This window comes from Streptomyces sp. S.PNR 29, from assembly GCF_030386795.1.
GTDB lineage: Bacteria > Actinomycetota > Actinomycetes > Streptomycetales > Streptomycetaceae > Streptomyces.
Map to the genome: position 1 here is coordinate 144,257 of NZ_JANUQM010000016.1, position 21,470 is coordinate 165,726.

Below are 21,470 nucleotides of genomic sequence, written 5' to 3' on the forward strand. Positions count from 1 at the left end.
CCGGCTCGGCCAGGAGGTCGGTGTGCCTGTAGTCGCCACGGTCAGGACGCGCGGTAGAGCGAGGTCAGCAGTTCCAGCACGGCCTGTGTGGCGGGATGGGGGTCGTCCTGCCACCAGGCGAGCCGTACGGCGATGGGCTCGGCGTCCGGCACCGGCCGGTAGACGACACCGGGCCGCGGGTACTGGTTGGCGGTCGACTCCGCGGTCATGCCGACGCAGCGGCCCGTGGAGATCACGGTCAGCCAGTCGTCCACGTCGTGCGTCTCCTCGATGGCCGGGCGGGCGTCCGGCGACCACAGGTCCGGAGTGGCGGTGCCGGTGCGGCGGTCGACGAGGAGCGTACGGCCCGTGAGGTCCGCCAGCCGCACCGAGCGGCGCCGGGCCAGCTGGTCGTCGGAGGCCAGGGCGCACAGCCGCCGCTCCAGCCCCACGATGGCCGACCCGAACCGCCGGTCGTCGAGCGGACGGCGTACGACGGCCAGGTCGCAGGCGCCCTCCGCGAGGCCGGCCGAGGGCGAGTTGACGCGCACCAGGTGCAGCTCCGTCTCCGGGTGCTCGGCGCCCCAGCGGCGCTGGAATGCGAGGGTGTGCCGGCCGAGCGCCGCCCAGGCGTACCCGATCCGCAGATGGGCGTGGCCGGACAGGGCGTCCCGCACCAGATCGTCCACCTCGGCGAGCACCCGCCGGGCGTGCGCCAGCACGCGCAGTCCGGTGCTCGTCGGCGTCACCGCGCGCGAGGTCCGTCTGAGCAGCCGTACGCCCAGGGCCCCTTCGAGGGAGGCCAGCGTGCGGGAGACGGCAGCCTGCGAGACGCCGAGTGCGAGGGCGGCGTCGGTGAAGGTGCCCTCGTCGACGATCGCGACGAGACAGCGCAACTGCCTCAGCTCCACATCCATGAGCGCAGCGTATAGATCGAACAGCGAATGCATTTTGCGCAAGTCCCGGGCGGGGGCACGATCAGCGCATGCAAGAAGCCCCCGCACACCCCGTGAAAGCGCCCGCGACACCGCAGTTGCCGTCCCGCAACCGCCTGGCGGGGGTGGCCACGATGGTCGGCAGCGGGCTGTCCAACCAGACCGGGGCTGCGATCGGCGCGCTCGCCTTCCCCGTCATCGGGCCCGTCGGCGTGGTCGCGGTGCGCCAGTACGTCGCCGCGGCGGTGCTCCTGGCCGTCAGCCGTCCCCGGCTGCGGTCGTTCACCTGGCGGCAGTGGTGGCCCGTGCTGCTGCTGGCCGTGGTGTTCGGGACGATGAACCTGTCCCTGTACAGCGCGGTCGACCGCATCGGCCTCGGGCTGGCGGTGACGCTGGAGTTCCTCGGCCCGCTGACGATCGCCCTGCTGGCCACCCGGCGGCGCGTGGACGTGTGCTGTGCGCTGGTCGCCGCGGCGGGGGTCGTCACGCTGATGCGGCCGCAGGCCTCCACCGACTGTCTCGGCATGGGGCTGGGGCTGTTGGCCGCCGTGTGCTGGGCGTCGTACATCCTGCTCAACCACACCGTCGGCCGACGTGTCCCGGGCGCGCAGGGGTCGGCGGCCGCGGCCGGGGTGTCGGCCGTGCTGTTCCTGCCGATCGGGTTCGTCGTGGCCCTCCACCATCCGCCGACGGCGGGGGCCGCCGGGTGTGCCGTGGCCGCCGGGGTGCTCTCCTCGGCCGTGCCCTACCTCGCCGACCTGTTCACCCTGCGCCGGGTGCCACCCGCGGCCTTCGGTCTGTTCATGAGCGTCAACCCGGTCCTCGCGGCCGTGGTCGGCCGGGTCGTCCTCGGGCAGCACCTGGGCGGGCCGGAGTGGGCGGGTATCGCGGCGGTGGTCGGGGCGAACGCGCTCAGCATCCTGACGTCGCGCAGGTGACGGGCGGGCCGGTACGCGAAAGCCCCGGGGCGCGTGGATCGGCGCGGTTTCCTCCCCGGCCGCGCTTCGGACCGGACCATGCGAGCCGCCGTATCAACCAGGCGGACCGGGGCACGACCTGACAGGAGGTCACGCGGAGAGTGGGAAGTCGAGCGGAATCCCGGCGTGGCAGACGAAGCCGGCGGCCCGGTGAAGCGACAGCCCCGCCACGGCCAGTCAGACGCTCCTGCCTGGCCGGCCCGGCCGGCCAAGGGAGACTCGGCCATCGCCTCCCGTCCTCCGCGGCGGAGCGGGCCTTCGTTCCGGCGTCGGCGCCGGGGGCCGCCGAGAAGGCCGTCGTCACCTTCGACGCTTGGCGGCGGTCCTCCGGGGCGGCGGGGCCGTCGTCCCGCGGATCTCCAGTGTCGGCGCGGCGAGGTGGACGCGTCCCTCTCCCCCCGGCGTGTCCATGCGGTCGAGGAGGCAGCGGGCCGCGCGGCGGCCGACCTCGTGGCCGGCGCTGTCGACGGTGGTGAGCCACACGTGGCGCAGCCGGGAGATGCTGGTGTTGTCGTAGCCGATCACGGACAGGTCGTGCGGGACGCGCAGACCCAGTTCCTCGGCTGCCGACACGGCGCCGACGGAGGCGATGTCGTTGACGGCGAAGACGGCGGTGGGCCGGTCGGCGCGGCTGAGCAGCCGGACGGTGGTGCGGTAGCCGCCCTCCTCGGTCATGTCACTGGGCTCGACCAGCGCCTGGTCCGCGAGGCCGTGTTCGCCCATGGTCGCCTCGAAGCTGCGCCGGCGCAGCTCGCCGACGGCGCCGAACCCCGCGATGTGCGCGATGCGGCGGTGACCGAGGCCGACGAGGTGCTCGGTGACCAGCCGTGCGCCCTGCGCGTCGTCGTTGGCGACGACGTCCACGCCGGGCGGCACCGGCTCGTGGGCACCCGCGACGACGACCGGTATGCGAGCGGCGACCGCCCCGAGCGCGGCCGGGTCGGGCAGTGTGCCGACCACGACCAGGCCGTCGACGCCGAGGTCCAGGAAGGGATCGGTGGGATCCTGGCCGGTGCGGCGGTTCAGGCGGGCGTCGGCGAGCAGCATGTGCAGGCCGTTGTCGTGCAGCAGGGAGTTCAGCCCGTCGAGGAGGTCGACGAACCAGGGGTTGCGCAGGTCGTTGAGGAGGACGCCGATCGTGCGCGTGCGCTGCTCGCTGAGGCTGCGCGCGGCCGCGTTCGGCCGGTAGCCGAGCTCCCGTACGGCCCGCAGCACCGCCTCCCGCTTCTCCGGCCGGACCTGCTCGGAGCCGCGCAGCACCAGCGAGACCAGCGACTTGGAGACACCTGCGCGTTCGGCCACGTCTCGGATGGTCGGCGCTCTCATGCATTGGACCGTTCCATGAGTCGCCTCGCCTTGTCAAAGGGTTGACATCGCTGCATCAGGGCCCACAGGGTGGGCTGGAACGTTGATGGACCGGTCCAAAGAGGGGCTCTCATGGTGGTGGACACGCTCGGCGTCGCCGTCGTCGGTTTCGGCTGGATGGGCCGGGTGCACACCCAGGCGTACGCCCGCGTCCCGCACCACTATCCGCACCTCTCCCTGCGTCCGGAACTCGTGACCGTCGCCGAGGAGGTGCCGGGCCGGGCCGAGGAGGCCGCCGCGCAGTTCGGGTTCGCCTCGACGACCCGTGACTGGCGTGAGGTGGCCGCCGATCCGCGCGTCAAGGCGGTCAGCATCACCGCCCCGAACTTCCTGCACCGCGAGATCGGCGTCGCGATGGCCGAGGCCGGCAAGCACATCTGGATCGAGAAGCCGGTGGGCCTGACGGCCGAGGACGCCCGCGCGGTGGCCGACGCGGTCGCCAAGGCCGGTGTGCAGGGCGCGGTCGGCTTCAACTACCGCAACGCGCCCGCTGTCGAGGCCGCCCGTGATCTGATCGCGTCCGGCGAGATCGGCAGCGTCACCCATGTCCGCATCCGCCTGTTCAGCGACTACGCGGCGCACCCGGAGGGCGCCCTGACCTGGCGGTACGAGCGGGAGCGGGGCGGCAGCGGAGTGCTCGGCGACCTCGCCTCCCACGGCGCGGACCTCGCCCGGTTCCTGCTCGGCGACATCGCGTCCCTGACCGCCGACACGGCGATCTTCCTGCCGGAGAGGGCCCGCCCGGCCGGCGCCACCGCGGGCCACAGCCGGGCGACGGGCGGTGAGCTCGGGCCGGTCGAGAACGAGGACTACGTGAGCTGCCTGCTGCGCTTCGCCTCCGGCGCCCGTGGCGTCCTGGAGGCCTGCCGGGTCTCGGTCGGCGAGCAGAACAACTACGGCTTCGAGGTGCACGGCACCCAGGGCGCGGTGTTCTGGGACTTCCGCCGGATGAACGAGCTGGGGATCAGCCGGGGTACGACCTACCAGGACCAGCCGGTCAGCGCGGTGTACGTCGGCCCGGGGCACGGCGAGTTCGCCGCCTTCCAGCCGGGCGCCGCGAACGCCATGGGCTACGACGACCTGAAGGTGATCGAGGCCTACCGCTTCCTGCGCTCGATCGCCGAGGGAACCCCGTACGGGGCCACCCTCGCGGACGCCGTGCACAGCGCCGCCGCGCTGGACGCGATGGCGCGGTCGGCTCGAAGCGGTGCCTGGGTGACGGTGGACTCGCCGTCGTGACCGGGGTCAGCGTGCCCGGCGAGCCCGTCGGCCGAGGATGATCTTGGCCGGGATCAGGACGAGCCACCACAGAATGGCCCCGGACCCCATCACCAAGGTGAGCGGAATGGTGAGGAGGAACACCGCCACCGTCGTGGCGAGGTCGAGGCCGTATTGCCCGAAGCCCGCCTCCGGGGTCGCGGCGTCGCGCAGCCAGGGGCGCCGGTCCAGGACCACGAGCAGCGCGAGATGGCCGGCGCCGAGCGAGGCGACCGCCGCCGCGTAGACGGCGACCGAGACGGCTTCGTCGCCGTAGTCGGAGATCAGCCTGGTGGGGAAGGGCAGCAGCGCCGCGACGCCCAGACCGAACATGGACAGGGTGATCACCTGCCGGTCCACCTGCCGGACGGTGCGGAAGATCTGCCGGTGCCCGCGCCAGAAGCCGGCCAGCACCACGAAGCTGAGCGCGTAGGCCCCCAGTTCCGGGACGAGTTCGCGCAGTGCCTCGTGGTACTGCGCGGAGGTCAGCCCTCTCGGCACGGTGAGATCCAGGACGAGCAGGGTGATGGCGATGGCGAACACGCCGTCGGCCAGCGCGATCAACCGCTCGGGCCCGCCGTCCGGGGGTGACTTCCACATGCGGTCGACGGTAGGGAGCCGAGGCCCGCCACGCGGTCGTACACGCCCGGTCCGTCGCTGAGGCGGGTCACACGGCCGTCGCCTGCGTCGGCATGTTGTACGGCGTCACCACCTGGATCGCCGACGGCAGCGTGGGCCCCGCGGGCGGCAGGGCGCCATGGGCCCGCATGACGATGTGGCAGGCCTCGCGCATGTCCTGGCGCAGGTCGTGGTGGAGCACGGCGGACAGGCGGTGCTCGCGCAGCAGCCGGGTGTTGTCGTGGTCGAGGTCGTGGGCGACGAAGACGGCGCACTCCCGGCCGAGATCCTCGAAGGCACGCAGGGTGGCGATGTTGCCCCCGCCGATCGAGTACACCGCCCGGATCCCCGGGTCGCGTTCCAGCGCGGCCCGGACGAGGTCGTACTGGGTGGCGTCCAGCCCCTGACCCTCGGAGAGTTCGACGAGTGCGCGCTCGGGGTGCCGGGCGCGCATGGCGCTGCGGAACCCCATCTCGCGCTCCTCCTCGTTGCGGAAGAAACCGCTGCTGAGGCTGGTGAGGATGTTGCCGGGGCGGTCACCCAGCCACTGGCCCATGAGGTACGCGGCCGTCGCCCCCGCCGCCCGGTTGTCCGTGCCGACGTAGGCGAGCCGCGCGCTGGCGGGCAGGTCGGTCACGAGCGTCACGACCGGGATGTCCGCGGCGACCAGGCGGCCCACGGCGGCCGTCACCTCGGGCACGTCCGGAGCTTTGAGGATCACCCCCTGGGAGCCACGCCGGGCTATCCGGTCCAGGGTTCCGATCAGCTCCTCGACGGGGCCCGTCTCCCGGAAGTGGAAGCGGGAGCGCACCACGGCCGGATGCAGGGACGGCAGTTCGGCCTCCAGGGCGGCCCGTACGGCGGTGGTGAACCGCTCCGGCGCCTGCATCACGATGTCGATCATGAAGGTGCGGCCGACCAGGCGTACCTGGGTGCGCTGCCGGTCGAGGTCGGCTATCGCCCGGTGCACCTCCTGCGCGGTGCTCTCCCGCACGCCGCCCCGGCCGTTCAGCACCCGGTCCACGGTGGCCTCGCTCAGGCCTGCCTGACGTGCGATCTCCCGGATCGGGAAGGGATGGCCCATGCGCCGGCTCCTTGAGGGGTTTTTGATGGGTCCCTGCTGGTTGTTCGACGGGTTTGTCAGAACAAGAATGACAGCGCTGCGTCGCCCCTGTCACCGAAAGGACGACCATGTCCGTCACCGCCGCACACCGCCGTGCCTGGCTGTCCGAGCAGGATTGCGACCTCGACACGTTCCGCGCCCTCGTCGAGCGGACGACCGACCCCGCCGACTACCCGCACGCCTCCTGCGTGGAGCGGAACGTCCTGGTCTACGACGCCGACCGGCTCCGCCGCCCCGGCGGGGACCGTCGCGAGATCCAGGCCGAGCTGGTCCGTGCCCTCGCCGACGGACCCGGCATCGTGGTCTTCCGGGGTGCCTTCGCGGACCTGGGCGTCGTCGACCGGGCCACCGAGGTGTTCGGCGCCCTGATCGCCGAGCAGCGGGCCTCGGGGGCGACCGCCGGCGACCACTTCGCCAAGCCGGGCGCCAACGACCGGGTGTGGAACGCGCTGGAGAAGGCGGCCCTGTACGACCCGGCCGCGTTCGCCGACTACTACGCCAACGACATCCTGGCCCTGGTGTCCCAGGCCTGGCTCGGCCCCGGCTACCAGGTCACCTCCCAGGTCAACGTCGTCAACCCGGGCGGCGCCGCGCAGACCGTGCACCGCGACTACCACCTCGGCTTCCTCTCGGGCGAGGTCGCGGCCGCCTACCCGGAGCACGTGCACCGTCTCTCCCCCGTGCTCACGCTCCAGGGCGCCGTCGCGCACTGCGACATGCCCGTCGAGACCGGCCCGACGATGTACCTGCCGCACTCGCAGAAGTACGGCCCCGGCTACCTGGCCTGGCGCCTGCCGGAGTTCCAGGCCTACTTCGGGGCCCACCACGTCCAGCTCCCCCTGGCCAAGGGCGACGCGGCCTTCTTCAACCCCGCGCTGTTCCACGCCGCCGGCACCAACCGCTCCACGGACATCCGGCGCATGGCGAACCTGCTCCAGGTGTCCTCCGCGTTCGGGCGGGCGATGGAGACGGTGGACCGCGAGGCGATCGCGGGTGCCGTGTACCCCGTGCTGTTGCAGCGCAGGGCCGAGGGCGTCGGCGAGCAGTGGCTGGAGAACGTGATCGCGGCCAGCGCCGAGGGCTACCCCTTCCCCACCAACCTCGACAGCGACCCGCCGGGCGGCGATCTCACCGGGCCGGCCCCGCCCTCGCAGGCGGACGTCGTGCGGCGGGCGCTGCGCGAGGAGTGGACCCCGCGGACCCTGCGGCAGGAGCTGCGGGCCGGCGCCCAGCGGCGTGAGAGCTGAAAGGACCTGACACCCATGGGACTTCTCGACGACAAGATCGTCCTGGTCAATGGCGGCAGCCAGGGCGTGGGCGCCGCCATCGCGCGGGCCGCCGTCCGCGAGGGGGCGGTCGTGGCCGTCACCGGGCGCCGCCCCGAACCCGGCGAGGCCCTGGTGGAGGAGCTGGTCGCCGCGGGCGGCAAGGCCACGTTCGTCCGCGCCGACCTCGCCGACGCCGAGCAGGCGAAGGCCTCCGTCGCGCAGGTGGTGGACGCCTACGGCCGTATCGACTGCCTGGTGAACTCCGCGGGGCTGACCTCCCGGGGGACGCTGCTGGACACCACGCCCGAGCTGTTCGACCAGCACATCGCGATCAACCTCAAGGCGCCGTTCTTCGCCATGCAGGCGGCGGTCGCGGACATGGTGGCGCGGAAGGCGCCCGGCACGGTCGTCAACATCATCACGTCCTCGGCGCACGGCGGACAGCCGTTCCTCGCGCCGTACGTGGCCGCGAAGGCCGGGCTGATGGGTCTGACCCGCAACGCCGCGCACGCGCACCGCTGGGACCGGGTGCGGATCAACGGTCTGAACATCGGCTGGACCGCGACCGAGGGCGAGGACACCACCCAGAAGACGTTCCACGGCGCCGGGGACGACTGGCGCGAACAGGCCGCCGCGAAGCTGCCGATGGGCAAGCTCGGCCAGCCGGACGAGATCGCCGACTTCGTGGTCTTCCTGCTGTCGGACCGCTCCGGGGTGGTCACCGGCTCGGTGATCGACTGGGACCAGAACGTCCTCGGCGGCCTCGACTGATGAACTCCCTCCGCTCGTAAGAAACCCGCACTAAGGAGCACCCACCCCCATGCGCATCGGAATCCTCGGCCTCGGCCGCATCGGCGCCTTCCACGCCGAGACCCTCTCCGGACTGGACGCCGTCACCTCGCTCGTCGTCACCGATCCGTTCGCGGACGCCGCCAAGGCCGCCGCGGAACGGTTCGGTGCGGAGGTCGTGGACTCGCCCCAGGCTCTGCTGTCCGCCGGCGTGGACGGCATCGTCGTCGCGGCCGCGACGGACGCCCACCCCGCCCTGATCCTGGCCGGGGTCGAGGCCGGTATCCCCGTCTTCTGCGAGAAGCCCGTCGCCAGGACCATGAGCGAGGGCGTCGACGTGCTGAAGGCCGTCCAGGGCAGGGAGGTGCCGATCCAGATCGGCTACAACCGCCGCTTCGACGCCGGTTTCGTCGCGGCACGGGCCGCGGTGCAGGGCGGTGAGCTGGGCAAGCTGCACACCGTACGGTCCACCACGCTGGACCCGGCGCCGCCCCCGGCCGCGTACATCGCCGCTTCCGGCGGCATCTTCCGGGACTGCTCGGTGCACGACTTCGACATCATCCGCTGGGTGACGGGCCGTGAGGTGACCGAGGTGTACGCGGTCGGCGGCAATCGCGGCGCCGACTACATCAAGGAGGCGGGGGACGCCGACACCACCGGCGCGATCCTCACCCTGGACGACGGCACGATCGCCGTGGTCTCCAACTCCCGCCACAACGCCCGGGGTTACGACGTCCGCATGGAGATCCACGGCTTCACGGACTCCATCGCCGTCGGCCTGGAGGACAAGCTGCCGCTGCGCTCGGTCGAGCCCGGCGTGACCTTCCCGGCCGGCACCCCGCACGACTTCTTCATGGACCGCTTCACCGAGGCCTACCGCGCCGAACTCACCGCCTTCACCGAGGTCGTCGCCGGCACCCGGCCCTCCCCCTGCACCATCGAGGACGCCCTGGAGGCGGGCTGGATCGCCGAGGCGTGCACACTGTCGCTGCACGAGCACCGTCCCGTGACGATCGAGGAGGTACGGGCGGTCTGACCTACGGCAGGCACGGGGCGGGCGAGCCGCAGATCACGTGCCGGCTCACGCACCGCGCCAGACGTTGGCGAACGCCGCGTCCTCGATGGCCCGCCGGTGGCGGACGGCGTCCAGTTCCGTCACGGCGGCGGCCACCGCGGCGAACACGGCCTGGGCCGCGTCGTCGGAGACCGTGAGGTCCTCGGGCACTTCGTCGCGTGCCCCGACGACCGCCGCGAGGGTGGCGAGCACCGGCTCGTCGGCCGCCCAGCGGTGCCTGGCCCGCTGCCGGGCAGGGGACTCGACCGGCGTCGGCCTGGCGCTGCGGAAGGGGATCCAGGAGGCACGGGGCCGTGAGACCAGTCCCTCCTCCTGGAGGGCGGTCACGTACTCCTGGGCCAGTCCGCGGCCCCTGCGCCACAGCCAGTCCTCGATCGACTCGAACGGCTCGTCGCGCCGGAGCGCCGTCGCGGCCTGTTCCAGCAGAGGGTCGTCTAGGGGCGGCGCCAGGCGCGGCAGGATGCGGTCGCCGTCCAGCGTCACCGCCTCGTCACCGTGCAGGTCGATCATCTCGGCCCCCGCCAGCCCGAGCGACAGCTCGCCCTGCGGCACCGGACGGATCGCCGCCACGTCCAGGGCCACGATCACCAGGTCGCGTGCAGTGCTCATCGGTGCTCCCCTCTGCCCGCCGGGCACTGATCACGCTACGCCGCTGCCGCCCGCGGGGCGAGCGGATCCGTAAGACGCCCCGGCAGCCCCCGCGCCGTCCAGGACGCCCTGGAGGCGGGCCCGAACCCCGAGGCGTGCACACTGTCCCTGCACGGGCACACCGTCCCGTGACGATGGAGGAGGTACGGCAGGCATGAGCGATGCGGGCCGGGAACCACTGCGCATAGGACTGCTGGGAGCGGCACGGATCACCGAACGCTCCCTCATCGCCCCCGCCCGGGCGACCGGCCACCGCCTCGTCGCGGTGGCCGCCCGCGACCGCTCCCGCGCGCAGGCCTACGCCGAGGAACACGGTGTGGAGCGGGTCGCGGACTCGTACGCCGACCTGGTGGCGGACCCGGAGATCGACGTCGTCTACAACCCCCTCGCCAACGGCCTGCACGGCCCGTGGAACGTGGCAGCGCTCGCGGCCGGAAAGCACGTGCTGTCCGAGAAGCCGTCGGCGAGCAACGCGGAGGAGGCCACGGACGTCCGGAAGGCCGCCGAGAAGGCCGGGACGGTCTTCATGGAGGCCTTCCACTACCTCTTCCACCCGGTCACCCGGCGCCTGCACGAGCTGCTGGCCTCCGGGGAACTCGGCGAACTGCGCCACGTCGAGGCGCTGGTCGCGATCCCCGCCCCGCCGGACACCGACCCGCGCTGGTCGCTGCCGCTGGCCGGCGGCGCCCTGATGGACCTGGGCTGCTACAGCCTGCACGCGCTGCGGATGCTCGCGCCCTGGGCGGGCGGTGCGCCACGGCTCGTCTCCGCCCGGGGCGGGGAGCGCGCGGGCGCGCCCGGCGTCGACGAGTGGCTGGACGCCGACCTGGAGTTCCCCGGCGGCGCGACGGGTTCCGCCCGCTGTCACATGGCGTACGGCGAGCTGGAGATGAGCATCCGGATCGCCGGCACCCGGGGTGAGGTCACCGCCCCGAACTTCGTGCTGCCGCAGATGGACGACCGGGTCGTGGTGCGCACGGCCGACGGCGAGCGCACCGAACAACTCGGCACGCGCTCGTCGTACACCTATCAGCTGGAGGCCTTCGCCGCCCGCGTCCGTGAGGGCACGCCGGTGCCCCTGGACGCGGACGACGCCGTGGCGACGATGACGCTGATCGACGCCTGTTACCGCGCTGCCGGCTTCGATCCGCGGCCGCGCACCGCCGTCGGGAGCTGACGCGCTCAGGAACAGTCGAACCAGTGGCCGATCGGGCGGTCGGGACAGGAGCGGCCTCGAATATGTGGACGCCGCCCGCACGACGCGCAGTCCGGCCAGGCGGGTTCCTGGCTCCAGCCCGGGTGGCCGCCCAGCTTGGTCCCGGGCGTGTCGGCGAGGTGGTGGTCGAACAGCCGGCCGGTGTCCTTCCGCAGGCGGTCGACGCGCTCACGCAGGGCCTCGCGGAGGTCTTGCGGCCGGTGGTAGTCCTCGCCGGCGGACCGCCAGTACACCCGGGGCAGCGGTCCGCCGACCGAACTGAGTCAGTCGGCCCCTCACCCGTAGAGCGACGGCCTCTCCACGAGGTGCACCTCCACCCGGCCGCCTTCCTCCAGCGCCCGCACGCCCGCCTCGCAGACCGCCGCGGCGGCATAGCCGTCCCAGGTGCTCGGGCCGGTCACCCCGCCGCGGCGGGTGGCGTCGACCCAGGCCTGGATCTCGCGGTCGTACGCCGCCTCGAAGCGCTCGGTGAAGTCCTGGGCGATGGTGCCGCCCCACCGGCCGGCCATGTTGGTGACCAGGGCGTGACCGTCGCCGATGCGGGCGGTGCCGCGTTCGCAGACCACCTCGGCCTGGACCTGGTAGCCGAAGCCGCAGTTGACGAAGATCTCGACGTCCGAGATCGCGCCGCCGTCGGTCTCGAAGACGACGAACTGGGGGTCCGTCATACCGTCCGGCGCGTTCGCGGACGGTGTCGGACGCAGCACCGTGACGGCCGTGATCTCTTGGCCGAGCAGCCAGCGGGTCACGTCCGTCTCGTGGGCCACGGAGTCGCTGATGAGCATCTCACTGGTGAAGAAGGGCGGGCTCGCGACGTTGCGGTGCCGGTTGTGCAGCATCAGCGGGCGGCCCAGCTGGCCGGTCGCGAGCAGGGCCTTGAGCTTGGTGTACTCCGGGTCGTAGCGGCGCATGAAGCCGACCTGGACCCGGCGGTGGCCGAGTCGCTGCTCGGCCTGGAGCACGCGCAGTGCGGAGGCCGCGTCCGGGGTGAGCGGCTTCTCGCACAGCACGGGCAGGTCGTGCTCGAAGGCCGTCAGCAGCGTGGCCTCGTGGGCGGGGCCCGGGGAGGCGATCAGGACGGCGTCGACGTCGGCCGCCGCCATCGCGGCGGCCGGGTCGGTGTAGGCGGTGCAGCCGTCGACGCGGGCCGCCACGGCCTTCGCGCGTTCCGCGTCGACGTCCACGACGGCGGTCACCCGTGCCCCGCTGGTGACCTCCTGGATACGGCGCACGTGGTCGGCGCCCATCTTTCCGGTACCGATGACTGCGACTCCAAGGGTGGCGGACTCAGTCATGGCCGTCCTTTCGGGTCGTCAGGCGCCGCAGGACCTCAGGAACTTGCGGGTGCGCACCGCGATGGGCAGCGGCTTGTCCGGCTCGCAGGGGTACATGTCCTGCTCGACGATGGCGAAGAGGTCCACGCCCAGGTTCTGGGCGGCCGTGAGGACCGGTCCCAGCTCCGGGACGCCGGCGGGCGGTTCGCACATCACACCGCGCTGCACGGCGGGCCCGAACGGAATCTCGTTCGCGCGGACGTCCGCGAGGATCTCCGGGTCGACCTGCTTCAGGTGCAGGTAGCCGATGCGCTCGCCGTACGTCTCGATCAGCTTGACGCTGTCGCCGCCGCAGTAGGCGTAGTGCCCGGTGTCCAGGCAGAGGTTGACCAGGTCGGAGTCGGTCGAGTCGAGGAAGTGCTCGACGTGCTCCTCGGTGTCGATGTGCGTGTCGGCGTGCGGGTGGACGACGATGTCCAGGCCGTACGTCTCCTTCACCTCGTGGCCGAGCCGCTCCATGCCCTTGGTCAGGTACGCCCACTGCTCGGTGGTCAGCTCCGGCGGCTCCAGGATCTCGGCGGTCTTGTCGTCCCGCCAGAAGGACGGGATGACGACGAGGTGCTTGGCGTCCATCGCCTGGGTGAGGGCGGCGACCCGGCTGACCTGCTCCCAGGTGGAGTCCCACTCGGAGGGGCCGCGGTGCAGGCCGCAGAAGATCGTGCCCGCGGAGACCTTGAGGTTCCGCTTGTTCACCTCGTCGGTGAGGCGGGCCGGGTCGGTCGGCAGGTAGCCGTACGGGCCCAGCTCGATCCACGAGTAGCCGGCCTCGGCGACCTCGTCGAGGAAGCGTTCCCAGGGCACCTGCTGGGGGTCGTCGGGGAACCAGACGCCCCAGGAGTCGGGGGCGGAGCCGACCCGGATGCGGTCCAGGGGGGAGGTCATGTCAGGACTTTCCTTCCGGAGACGCCGCTACGGGGGCGGTGAGGTCCTCCTCCTCGGGGAGTTCCTCGACGTCGACGCCGCGGACCTGCGCCAACTCGTGCTTCAGAGCCGCCAGTTCGGCGCCGCCGGCCATGTGGTTGGTCAGCTCTTCCAGGCTGACCTGGTCACGGGCGGCGCTGAGTTCCATGGTGCCCAGGCGCAGGACGCTGAAGTGGTCGCCGACCATGTAGGCGTGGTGGGGGTTGTGGGTGATGAAGATGACGCCCAGGCCCCGGTCGCGGGCGGCGGCGATGTACTTCAGCACCACGCCGGACTGCTTCACGCCGAGCGCGGCGGTGGGCTCGTCCAGGATCAGGACACGGGCGCCGAAGTAGACGGCGCGGGCGATCGCGACGCACTGGCGCTGGCCGCCGGACAGGGTGCCGATGGGCTGCTCCAGGTCGTCCAGGACGATGCCCATGTTGCGCAGCTCTTCGTCCGCGGTCTTCTTCATGCGCTCGATGTCGAGGCGGCGGACGGGCCAGGGGCCCTTGGTCATCTCCGAGCCGAGGAAGAAGTTGCGCCACACCGGCATCAGCGGGACCACGGCGAGGTCCTGGTAGACGGTGGCGATGCCCTTGTCGAGCGCCTCGCGCGGGGTGGCGAAGTGCACCGGTTCGCCGTCGACGAGGAACTCGCCCTCGGTGTGCTGGTGCAGTCCGGATACGATCTTGATGAGGGTGGACTTGCCGGCGCCGTTGTCACCGAGGACGCAGGTCACCTTGCCGGGGTGGACGGCCAGGTCGACGCCGTGCAGGGCGCGGATGTTGCCGTAGGACTTGCCCGCGTTCTTCAGCTGGACGACGGGGCGGTCCTTTTCGGGGGCGGTGTCGGCGAGGACGGCGCCGTGGGTGCCGGTTCCGTTGGTGCTGGTCATGGAGATCACCTCCGGGTCGCCGACTGGCGGACCCACAGATTGACGAGGGTGGCGCCGAGCAGCATCACGCCGAGGAAGGCCTTGAACCAGTCGGGGTTCCAGCCGGCGTAGACGATGCCCTGGTTCACCATGCCGAACATGAAGGCACCGAAGACCGGGCCGATCGCGGAACCGTAGCCGCCGGTGAGCAGACAGCCGCCGATCACCGCAGCCGCGATGTAGATCAGCTCGTTGCTGACGCCCTCACCGGACTGCACGGTGTTGAAGGTGAACAGCTGGTGCATGCCGACGAACCAGGCGCCGAAGCCCACGCCCATGAACAGGGTGATCTTGGTGAAGTTCACCGGCACACCGACGGCCCGCGCGCTCTCCTTGTTGCCGCCGACCGCGAAGATCCAGTTGCCGTACTTGGTGCGCAGCAGCACCCAGGTGGCCAGGGCCGCGAAGACCAGCCAGTACACGATGGTGATCTTGATGGTGACACCGCCGACCTGGAAGGTCGAGGCGAAGATCTTCTCCGCCTGGGCGAAGCCGTCCATGTCGCTGATGTCGTCGGTCGCGACGTTGCTGGTCACCAGCTTGGTGATGGCCAGGTTGGCGCCCTGCAGGATCAGGAAAGTGCCGAGGGTCACCAGGAAGCTCGGCAGGCCGGTCCTGACCACCATCCAGCCGTTGAAGAAGCCGATGGCGAGCGAGACGACGAGGGCGACGATCACGCCAACCCAGACGTTCAGGGTCAGCTGGTAGCTGAGCATGCTCGCGGTCAGCGCCGAGCTGATCACGGCGACGCCGGACGACAGGTCGAACTCGCCGCCGATCATCAGCAGCGCCACCGGCAGGGCCATGATCCCGATCGTCGACGACGCGTACAGGATGTTGGCCATGGAGCTGCCGTCGCGCACCGGGGGTGCCATGACGAGGAAGAACACGAAGACGGCGACGGCTCCGAGGAAGACGCCGACTTCGGGCCGGGCGAGAAGTCTGAGCGCCAGGGGGCGCTGAGCGGTGCGCCCGTCGGCTGCCTTGGGGCCGGGGGCCGGCGGTGTGGTCACCGCCGGCTCGGCGTGCTGGGTCATGCTCATCACCGGGTACCCTTCGCGGCGAACTCGGCGATCTTTTCGACATTGCTCTTGTCGACGAACGCCGGGCCGGTCAGCACGGGCTGCTCACCGCCACCGCTGTAGTTGCCGTTGTTCTTGTAGAGCCACAGGCCGTCGACGGCGAGGTAGCCCTGGAGGTAGGGCTGCTGGTCGACGGCGAACTGGATGGTGCCGCCCTTGATGGCGTTGATGAGTTCCTTGTTGAGGTCGAAGGTGGCCACCTTCGCCTTGCTGCCGGCATCGCTCACGGACTGCACCGCGGTCAGCGCGAAGGGAGCGCCGAGCGTGACGACGTAGTCGATGGAGGGATCCTGCTTCAGCTTGGCGGTGATCGTCGACTTCACGGACGGCATGTCGGTGCCGTTGACGTTCTGGGGGTCGACCTTGCCGTCGAAGGTCTTCGCCACGCCGTCGCAACGCTGGGTGAGGCCGACGTTGCCCTGCTCCTGCATGACGCAGAGGACATGCTTGGCGCCGACCTCGTTCAGCTTCTTGCCGAACGCCTCACCGGCGACGGACTCGTCCTGGCCGAAGAACTCCAGCAGGTTGAGCTTCTTCCAGTCGCTCAGGCCGGAGTTGAGGCCGACGACCGGTATGCCGGCCTTCTCGGCCTTGCCGATGACGCCCTTGAGCGCGTCGGGCTTGGCGAGGGTGACCGCGATGCCGTCGACCTTCTGGTCGATCGCGTTCTGCACCAGGTTGGCCTGGTTGCCCGCGTTCGGGTCGGCGGAGTAGACGAGTTTGATGTTGTCCTTGGCAGCCGCGGCTTCGGCACCCTTGCGGACGGTGTCCCAGAAGGTGTCGCCGGGCGCCTGGTGGGTGACCAGGGCGACGGTCATGCGGGGCGTGGTGGCCTTGCCGGCGTTGGCTTCCGCCCCGCCCTCCTCGGCCTTCTTGCCGCCGGAGCTGCTGGAGCAGCCGGCGAGGGTCAGGGCCGATGCCGCGGCGAGGGCCACGACGGAGGCGATTGTGCGGGAGCGGAAGTGAGAGTGGGCCATCTTTCCTGCACCTCACTGTGCGACGGGGGGAAAGGGATCGCGTGGATCTTACGGACCCGGAGCTCGGGACTCCGGGGCAGGTGCCGATAAGGCGGTCGTGTTGGGACGGGATCCAATCCCCTGGCACGCCCGCTGTCAATACTTTGTTAAGACATCATTTCACAAGCAGGTCCGAATGTAAGTACAAAGTATTGACAGGGCCGCCCTCCGAGCCCTACACCTGAGAGGCGGCAGGCCCCTGGGACCCGCTGCTCACCGTCGCAGGAGGCCCTGGGACCCGCATCCCCGGCAGCTCAAGGAGCGTGACGCATGACCGAGTCAGCCCGGCATTTCGATCTGATCACGATGGGCCGCATCGGGGTCGACATCTATCCCCTGCAGACGGGCGTCCCCCTGACCCAGGTGGAGACCTTCGGGAAGTTCCTTGGAGGTTCCGCCACCAATGTGGCGGTCGCTGCCGCGCGGCTCGGCCGTTCCACCGCCGTGATCACCCGCACGGGCAACGACCCCTTCGGCGCCTATCTGCACCAGGCGCTGAAGGAGTTCGGGGTCGACGACCGCTGGGTGACACCGGTCGACGCCTACCCGACCCCGGTCACGTTCTGTGAGATCTTCCCGCCGGACGACTTCCCGCTGTACTTCTACCGGCAGCCCAAGGCCCCCGACCTGGAGATCCACACCGACGAGCTGGACTTCTTCGGCATCCGCGCGGCCCGCATCTTCTGGATCACCGGCACCGGCCTGAGCGAGGAGCCGAGCCGCTCGGCCACGCTCGCCGCCCTCAAGGCGCGCGACAAGGCGGGCACCACCGTCTTCGACCTGGACTGGCGCCCGATGTTCTGGAAGGACCCGGAGGAGGCCCGCCCCTACTACGCCGAGGCGCTGCGCCACACCACGGTCGCGGTCGGCAACCTGGACGAGTGCGAGGTCGCCACCGGCCTCCGCGAACCCCGGGCGTGCGCGGAGGCGCTGCTGGAGGCGGGCGTGGAGCTGGCCGTGGTCAAGCAGGGCCCGAAGGGTGTGCTCGCCGTGCACCGCGACGGGACGACGGCCGAGGTGCCGCCGGTGCCGGTCGAGGTGGTCAACGGCCTCGGCGCGGGCGACGCGTTCGGCGGCTCGCTGTGCCACGGACTGCTGGCGGGCTGGGAGCTGGAGAAGATCATGCGGTACGCCAACGCCGCCGGTGCCCTCGTCGCCTCCCGTCTCGCCTGCTCGTCCGCGATGCCGACCGAGTCCGAGGTCAAAGACCTCCTCGCCCGCGGCTGACGTCAGCCCTCCCTGAACGGAGCTTGTCTTGAGCATCAGCATCCCCGACCTCACCGCGGTCAGAGCCCGCCGGCCGGAGGCCATCGCCGAGGCGGCCGCCCGCCGGGTGCGCCGCCCGCTGATCGGCGACAGCGGCCGCCTGATGATCGTGGCCGCCGACCACCCGGCGCGCGGCGCCCTCGGCGTCGGCGACCGCAGGCTGGCCATGGCCGACCGGGCGGATCTGCTGGAGCGTCTGTGCATCGCGCTGTCGCGGCCCGGCGTGGACGGGGTGCTCGCCACCGCGGACATCCTCGAGGACCTGCTGCTGCTCGGCGTGCTGGACGACAAGGTTGTCATGGGCTCCATGAACCGGGGCGGCCTCGCCGGCGCCGTCTTCGAGATGGACGACCGCTTCACCGGCCACCGCGCCGAGGACATCGAGCGCCTGCGCTTCGACGCGGGCAAGCTGCTCGTGCGCATCGACTACGACGACCCCGGCTCCCTGGCCACCCTGGAGTCCACCGCCCGCGCCATCGACGACATGGCCGCACGCCGGCTGCCCCTCTTCGTCGAGCCCTTCATCTCCCGCCGGATCGACGGCAAGGTCCGCAACGACCTGTCCGCCGAGGCCGTCACCCGCTCCATCGCCATCGCCTCGGGCCTGGGCGGCACCTCCGCCTACACGTGGCTGAAGCTCCCGGTCACCGACGACCCGGACGACATGGCGGAGGTGCTGGAGACCTCCACGCTGCCCGTCGTGCTGCTCGGCGGGGAGGTCGGGGACGACCAGGAGGGCGCGTACGAGCGGTGGCGCAAGGCGCTGCGCCTGCCCACCGTGCAGGGCATGGTCGTCGGCCGCTCGCTGCTCTACCCGGCCGAGGGCAGCGTGGAACAGGCGGTGGACACGGCCGTCGGCCTGTTGTGACCCGGAGGCACACCATGACCCATCACCTTCCCGCCGGAAAGGCCCTCGGCGGCCCGTACGTCGTGGACATCACGCCCGAGAAGGCCGGCTGGGGCTACTCCAGCCTGCGGATCCTGGAACTGCCGCCCGGCGGCACGCACACCTTCGAAACCGGCGACAGCGAGTGGATCGTCCTGTCGCTGACCGGCGGCTGCACGGTCAGCGCAGCCGACGACTTCGGCCAGGAGACATTCGAGCTGCACGGCCGCTCCGACGTGTTCAGCGGCGTCAGCGACTTCGCGTACGTGCCGCGGGACGCCCGCGCGACCGTGACGTCCACCGGCGGCGGACGGTTCGCGCTGACCGGCGCGCGCTGCACCCGCCGGCTGCCCGCCCGCTACGGACCGGCCTCGTCCGTCCCCGTGGAGCTGCGCGGCACCGGGAACTGCTCCCGCCAGGTGAACAACTTCGGCGCGGCCGGGGTCTTCGAGTGCGACAAGCTGATCGCCGTCGAGGTGATCACCCCGGGCGGCAACTGGTCGTCCTTCCCTCCGCACAAGCACGACGAGCACCGGCCCGGCGAGGAGTCCGTGCTGGAGGAGATCTACTACTTCGAGTTCGCCGGCCACGACGGCGTCCCCGGCCTCGGCTACCAGCGCGTCTCGCCCTCCGGACACGGCCGTGAGACCGATGTCCTGGCGGAGGTGCGCGGCGGCGACGTCGTACTGATCCCCGACGGCTGGCACGGGCCCTCCATGGCCGTGCCCGGCCACCACATGTACTACCTCAACGTCATGGCGGGCCCCGAGGCCGAACGCGCCTGGCTGATCTGCGACCACCCCGATCACGCCTGGATCCGCGACACCTGGCCCGAGCAGCCCGTCGACCCCCGTCTGCCCCTCTACACCGCGCCCGAGAGGTCCTGATGAGCGCAACCACCCGCCGACTGACGACAGCCCAGGCGCTGGTCGGATTCCTGTCCGCGCAGTACACCGAGCGGGACGGGGTACGGCACCGGCTGATCGCCGGCACCTGGGGCATCTTCGGGCACGGCAACGTGGCCGGCATCGGGCAGGCGCTCGTCGAGTACGCCGACGTCATGCCGTACCACCAGGGCCGCAACGAGCAGTCCATGGTGCACGCGGCAGTCGGCCACGCCCGCCAGCTCAACCGGCTGTCGGCGCAGGCCGTGACGACGTCCATCGGCCCCGGCGCCACGAACCTGGTCACCGGAGCCGCCCTCGCCACCATCAACCGCCTTCCGGTCCTGCTGCTGCCGGGCGACTACTTCGCATCGCACGCCCCCGACCCGCTGCTCCAGCAGCTGGAGCACCCGACCGAGGCGGACGTGTCGGTCAACGACACCCTGCGCCCGGTCTCGCGCTACTTCGACCGCATCACCCGCCCCGAGGCCCTGATCCCCTCCGCGCTGAACGCCATGCGGGTGCTCACCGACCCCGCCGAGACGGGCGCCGTCACGCTCGCGCTGCCGCAGGACGTGCAGGCGGAGGCGTACGACTGGCCGGAGGAGTTCTTCGCCGAGCGCGTGTGGCGCGTACGGCGCCCCGCGCCCGACCCGGTGGAGCTCGCCGAGGCGGTCGCCGCGATCCGGGCCGCCGAGCGCCCCCTGATCGTCGCGGGCGGCGGAGTGCACCACAGCGAGGCCGAGGAGGCGCTGCGGGCGCTGGTGGACGCCACCGGCATCCCGGTCGCCTCGACGCAGGCCGGCAAGGGCTCGCTCCGCTACGACCACCCCGCCGACCTCGGCGGCATCGGCCACACCGGCACCGCGGTCAGCGACGAGCTCGCCCGCACCGCCGACCTGGTGATCGGCGTCGGCACCCGGTACACGGACTTCACCACGGCCTCCGGCACGCTCTTCCAGAACCCTCGGGTGCGGTTCCTCAACCTCAACATCACCGGGTTCGACGCGCACAAGCTGGCCGCGCGCACGCTGGTCTGCGATGCGAGGGCAGGGCTGGAGAAGCTCACCGAAGCCCTCGCCGGACACCGCGTGGGCGGGTCGTACGAGGCCGAGTACCGCGCCGGCAAGGAGCGCTGGGACCAGGTCGTCGAGTCGGCCTACGGCGCCGAGGACGAGAACGCGGTACCGACCCAGACGCAGGTGCTCGGCGCCCTGGACGCGGTCGTGGGCGACGACGACGTGGTGATCAACGCGGCGGGCTCGCTCCCCGGCGACCTGCACAAACTGTGGCGCTCCCGCAGCCCGCGCCAGTACCACCTGGAGTACGGCTACTCCTGCATGGGCTACGAGATCCCGGCCGCGCTCGGCGTCCAGCAGGCCGCTCCCGGCACGCCGGTGTGGGCGCTGGTCGGCGACGGCACGTACCTGATGATGCCGACGGAGATCGTGACCGCCGTCCAGGAGGGCCTGCCGGTCAACGTGGTCCTCATCCAGAACCACGGCTACGCCTCCATCGGCGGCCTGTCGGAGGAGACCGGCGGCGAGCGCTTCGGCACCGCCTACCGCTACCGCGCGGCCGACGGCACCTTCACCGGCGCCCCGCTGCCCGTGGACCTCGCCGCGAACGCCGCCAGCCTCGGCATGGACGTGCTGCGCGCCAAGACCGTGCGCGAGCTGCGCGAGGCGCTGGCCACGGCGCGTGCCTCGGACCGTCCGACGTGCGTGTACGTGGAGACCGACACCGCCACGCCGACCGCTCCCCCGGCCGAGGCCTGGTGGGACGTGCCGGTGGCCGAGGTGGCCTCCCGTGAGGCGGCCGTCGAGGCCCGCGAGCGGTACGACCGCCAGGTCGCCGGACGCCGCCACCACCTCTGAAGTCCCCCGCTGAATTCAGGCTCACGAAAGGCCCCTTG

At 71.6% G+C, this 21,470-nt stretch carries 21 protein-coding genes; 10 read left to right on the forward strand and 11 right to left on the reverse strand.

All coding sequences use genetic code 11. From position 1 onward, the window contains the following. Positions 1-41: 41 nt before the first annotated feature. On the reverse strand, positions 42-896 hold the full coding sequence (locus NW895_RS34660; RefSeq protein WP_289940763.1) for a LysR family transcriptional regulator: 855 nt from the start codon (positions 894-896) through the stop codon (positions 42-44). A 68-nt stretch (positions 897-964) separates the two neighbouring features. Here NW895_RS34660 and NW895_RS34665 point away from each other — a divergent pair, with 68 nt between their 5' ends. Continuing rightward, a complete protein-coding gene (locus NW895_RS34665; protein ID WP_289940764.1) occupies positions 965-1,852 on the forward strand; it encodes an EamA family transporter in 888 nt (295 codons plus the stop codon). A gap of 339 nt (positions 1,853-2,191) precedes the next feature. Here the strand turns inward: NW895_RS34665 and NW895_RS34670 are convergent, their stop codons facing one another. Further along, the gene (locus NW895_RS34670) at positions 2,192-3,217 is read right to left on the reverse strand and encodes a LacI family DNA-binding transcriptional regulator (RefSeq protein ID WP_289940766.1); all 1,026 of its coding nucleotides are present in this window, start codon (positions 3,215-3,217) and stop codon (positions 2,192-2,194) included. 114 nt (positions 3,218-3,331) lie between these two features. Between NW895_RS34670 and NW895_RS34675 the strand changes: the two genes are divergently transcribed. Next, on the forward strand, positions 3,332-4,495 hold the full coding sequence (locus tag NW895_RS34675; RefSeq protein ID WP_289940888.1) for a Gfo/Idh/MocA family oxidoreductase: 1,164 nt from the start codon (positions 3,332-3,334) through the stop codon (positions 4,493-4,495). 6 nt (positions 4,496-4,501) lie between these two features. Here NW895_RS34675 and NW895_RS34680 read toward each other — a convergent pair whose 3' ends face one another. Together NW895_RS34680 and NW895_RS34685 are read right to left on the reverse strand one after the other, a co-directional pair. Beyond that, entirely contained in the window at positions 4,502-5,113 is a 612-nt protein-coding gene (locus NW895_RS34680) for a TMEM175 family protein (protein ID WP_289940767.1), read from the reverse strand. 67 nt (positions 5,114-5,180) lie between these two features. Next, on the reverse strand, positions 5,181-6,215 hold the full coding sequence (locus NW895_RS34685; protein ID WP_289940768.1) for a LacI family DNA-binding transcriptional regulator: 1,035 nt from the start codon (positions 6,213-6,215) through the stop codon (positions 5,181-5,183). A 107-nt stretch (positions 6,216-6,322) separates the two neighbouring features. Here NW895_RS34685 and NW895_RS34690 point away from each other — a divergent pair, with 107 nt between their 5' ends. The 3 genes from NW895_RS34690 to NW895_RS34700 are packed head-to-tail and all read left to right on the forward strand — an operon-like array spanning position 6,323 to position 9,347. Continuing rightward, positions 6,323-7,501, forward strand: coding sequence for a phytanoyl-CoA dioxygenase family protein (locus tag NW895_RS34690; protein ID WP_289940770.1), 1,179 nt, complete (start codon positions 6,323-6,325; stop codon positions 7,499-7,501). Positions 7,502-7,516: 15 nt separating this feature from the next. Beyond that, positions 7,517-8,293, forward strand: coding sequence for an SDR family oxidoreductase (locus tag NW895_RS34695; protein WP_289940771.1), 777 nt, complete (start codon positions 7,517-7,519; stop codon positions 8,291-8,293). Positions 8,294-8,342: 49 nt separating this feature from the next. After that, positions 8,343-9,347, forward strand: a complete 1,005-nt coding sequence (locus NW895_RS34700; protein ID WP_289940772.1) for a Gfo/Idh/MocA family oxidoreductase — start codon at positions 8,343-8,345, stop codon at positions 9,345-9,347. A 45-nt stretch (positions 9,348-9,392) separates the two neighbouring features. Here the strand turns inward: NW895_RS34700 and NW895_RS34705 are convergent, their stop codons facing one another. Then, positions 9,393-9,995 (reverse strand): GPP34 family phosphoprotein, encoded by a 603-nt coding sequence (locus NW895_RS34705; RefSeq protein ID WP_289940774.1) that lies wholly within the window; start codon positions 9,993-9,995, stop codon positions 9,393-9,395. A 193-nt stretch (positions 9,996-10,188) separates the two neighbouring features. Here NW895_RS34705 and NW895_RS34710 point away from each other — a divergent pair, with 193 nt between their 5' ends. Then, the gene (locus NW895_RS34710) at positions 10,189-11,211 is read left to right on the forward strand and encodes a Gfo/Idh/MocA family oxidoreductase (protein ID WP_289940775.1); all 1,023 of its coding nucleotides are present in this window, start codon (positions 10,189-10,191) and stop codon (positions 11,209-11,211) included. Positions 11,212-11,216: 5 nt separating this feature from the next. Here NW895_RS34710 and NW895_RS34715 read toward each other — a convergent pair whose 3' ends face one another. The 6 genes from NW895_RS34715 to NW895_RS34740 are packed head-to-tail and all read right to left on the reverse strand — an operon-like array spanning position 11,217 to position 16,480. After that, positions 11,217-11,483 (reverse strand): hypothetical protein, encoded by a 267-nt coding sequence (locus tag NW895_RS34715; RefSeq protein WP_289940777.1) that lies wholly within the window; start codon positions 11,481-11,483, stop codon positions 11,217-11,219. Between the two features lie 42 nt (positions 11,484-11,525). Then, positions 11,526-12,545: a Gfo/Idh/MocA family oxidoreductase gene (locus NW895_RS34720; protein ID WP_289940779.1), complete on the reverse strand. Its 1,020-nt coding sequence runs from the start codon at positions 12,543-12,545 to the stop codon at positions 11,526-11,528. 18 nt (positions 12,546-12,563) lie between these two features. Continuing rightward, a complete protein-coding gene (locus NW895_RS34725; protein WP_289940781.1) occupies positions 12,564-13,466 on the reverse strand; it encodes a sugar phosphate isomerase/epimerase in 903 nt (300 codons plus the stop codon). Position 13,467: 1 nt separating this feature from the next. Next, entirely contained in the window at positions 13,468-14,382 is a 915-nt protein-coding gene (locus NW895_RS34730; protein WP_289940783.1) for an ATP-binding cassette domain-containing protein, read from the reverse strand. A gap of 5 nt (positions 14,383-14,387) precedes the next feature. Next, positions 14,388-15,464: an ABC transporter permease gene (locus NW895_RS34735; protein ID WP_289940786.1), complete on the reverse strand. Its 1,077-nt coding sequence runs from the start codon at positions 15,462-15,464 to the stop codon at positions 14,388-14,390. Then, positions 15,464-16,480 (reverse strand): sugar ABC transporter substrate-binding protein, encoded by a 1,017-nt coding sequence (locus NW895_RS34740; protein WP_289940788.1) that lies wholly within the window; start codon positions 16,478-16,480, stop codon positions 15,464-15,466. The genes NW895_RS34735 and NW895_RS34740 overlap by 1 nt, the downstream gene beginning before the upstream one ends. 309 nt (positions 16,481-16,789) lie before the next feature. Between NW895_RS34740 and iolC the strand changes: the two genes are divergently transcribed. From iolC to iolD, 4 genes are read left to right on the forward strand one after another with little or no spacing between them, the layout of a single operon-like run. After that, a complete protein-coding gene (gene iolC, locus NW895_RS34745) occupies positions 16,790-17,746 on the forward strand; it encodes a 5-dehydro-2-deoxygluconokinase (RefSeq protein WP_289940789.1) in 957 nt (318 codons plus the stop codon). Between the two features lie 28 nt (positions 17,747-17,774). Continuing rightward, on the forward strand, positions 17,775-18,653 hold the full coding sequence (locus NW895_RS34750; RefSeq protein WP_289940790.1) for a deoxyribose-phosphate aldolase: 879 nt from the start codon (positions 17,775-17,777) through the stop codon (positions 18,651-18,653). 14 nt (positions 18,654-18,667) lie between these two features. Next, positions 18,668-19,558 carry a 5-deoxy-glucuronate isomerase gene (gene iolB / locus NW895_RS34755; protein ID WP_289940791.1) on the forward strand — a complete coding sequence of 297 codons (891 nt, stop codon included), beginning with the start codon at positions 18,668-18,670 and terminating at the stop codon, positions 19,556-19,558. Beyond that, positions 19,558-21,432 (forward strand): 3D-(3,5/4)-trihydroxycyclohexane-1,2-dione acylhydrolase (decyclizing), encoded by a 1,875-nt coding sequence (gene iolD, locus NW895_RS34760; protein WP_289940792.1) that lies wholly within the window; start codon positions 19,558-19,560, stop codon positions 21,430-21,432. The genes iolB and iolD overlap by 1 nt, the downstream gene beginning before the upstream one ends. The last annotated feature ends 38 nt before the right edge of the window (positions 21,433-21,470 follow it).

Bases quoted from the DNA above. Each gene is read 5' to 3' on its own strand.
- NW895_RS34710 (WP_289940775.1), top strand. From the start codon at position 10,189: ATGAGCGATGCGGGCCGGGAACCACTGCGCATAGGACTGCTGGGAGCG.
- NW895_RS34685 (WP_289940768.1), bottom strand. From the start codon at position 6,215: ATGGGCCATCCCTTCCCGATCCGGGAGATCGCACGTCAGGCAGGCCTG.
- iolB (WP_289940791.1), top strand. From the start codon at position 18,668: ATGACCCATCACCTTCCCGCCGGAAAGGCCCTCGGCGGCCCGTACGTC.
- NW895_RS34670 (WP_289940766.1), bottom strand. From the start codon at position 3,217: ATGAGAGCGCCGACCATCCGAGACGTGGCCGAACGCGCAGGTGTCTCC.
- NW895_RS34680 (WP_289940767.1), bottom strand. From the start codon at position 5,113: ATGTGGAAGTCACCCCCGGACGGCGGGCCCGAGCGGTTGATCGCGCTG.
- NW895_RS34725 (WP_289940781.1), bottom strand. From the start codon at position 13,466: ATGACCTCCCCCCTGGACCGCATCCGGGTCGGCTCCGCCCCCGACTCC.
- NW895_RS34740 (WP_289940788.1), bottom strand. From the start codon at position 16,480: ATGGCCCACTCTCACTTCCGCTCCCGCACAATCGCCTCCGTCGTGGCC.
- NW895_RS34665 (WP_289940764.1), top strand. From the start codon at position 965: ATGCAAGAAGCCCCCGCACACCCCGTGAAAGCGCCCGCGACACCGCAG.
- NW895_RS34705 (WP_289940774.1), bottom strand. From the start codon at position 9,995: ATGAGCACTGCACGCGACCTGGTGATCGTGGCCCTGGACGTGGCGGCG.
- NW895_RS34660 (WP_289940763.1), bottom strand. From the start codon at position 896: ATGGATGTGGAGCTGAGGCAGTTGCGCTGTCTCGTCGCGATCGTCGAC.
- iolD (WP_289940792.1), top strand. From the start codon at position 19,558: ATGAGCGCAACCACCCGCCGACTGACGACAGCCCAGGCGCTGGTCGGA.
- NW895_RS34730 (WP_289940783.1), bottom strand. From the start codon at position 14,382: ATGACCAGCACCAACGGAACCGGCACCCACGGCGCCGTCCTCGCCGAC.
- NW895_RS34720 (WP_289940779.1), bottom strand. From the start codon at position 12,545: ATGACTGAGTCCGCCACCCTTGGAGTCGCAGTCATCGGTACCGGAAAG.
- NW895_RS34695 (WP_289940771.1), top strand. From the start codon at position 7,517: ATGGGACTTCTCGACGACAAGATCGTCCTGGTCAATGGCGGCAGCCAG.
- NW895_RS34735 (WP_289940786.1), bottom strand. From the start codon at position 15,464: ATGAGCATGACCCAGCACGCCGAGCCGGCGGTGACCACACCGCCGGCC.
- iolC (WP_289940789.1), top strand. From the start codon at position 16,790: ATGACCGAGTCAGCCCGGCATTTCGATCTGATCACGATGGGCCGCATC.
- NW895_RS34700 (WP_289940772.1), top strand. From the start codon at position 8,343: ATGCGCATCGGAATCCTCGGCCTCGGCCGCATCGGCGCCTTCCACGCC.
- NW895_RS34690 (WP_289940770.1), top strand. From the start codon at position 6,323: ATGTCCGTCACCGCCGCACACCGCCGTGCCTGGCTGTCCGAGCAGGAT.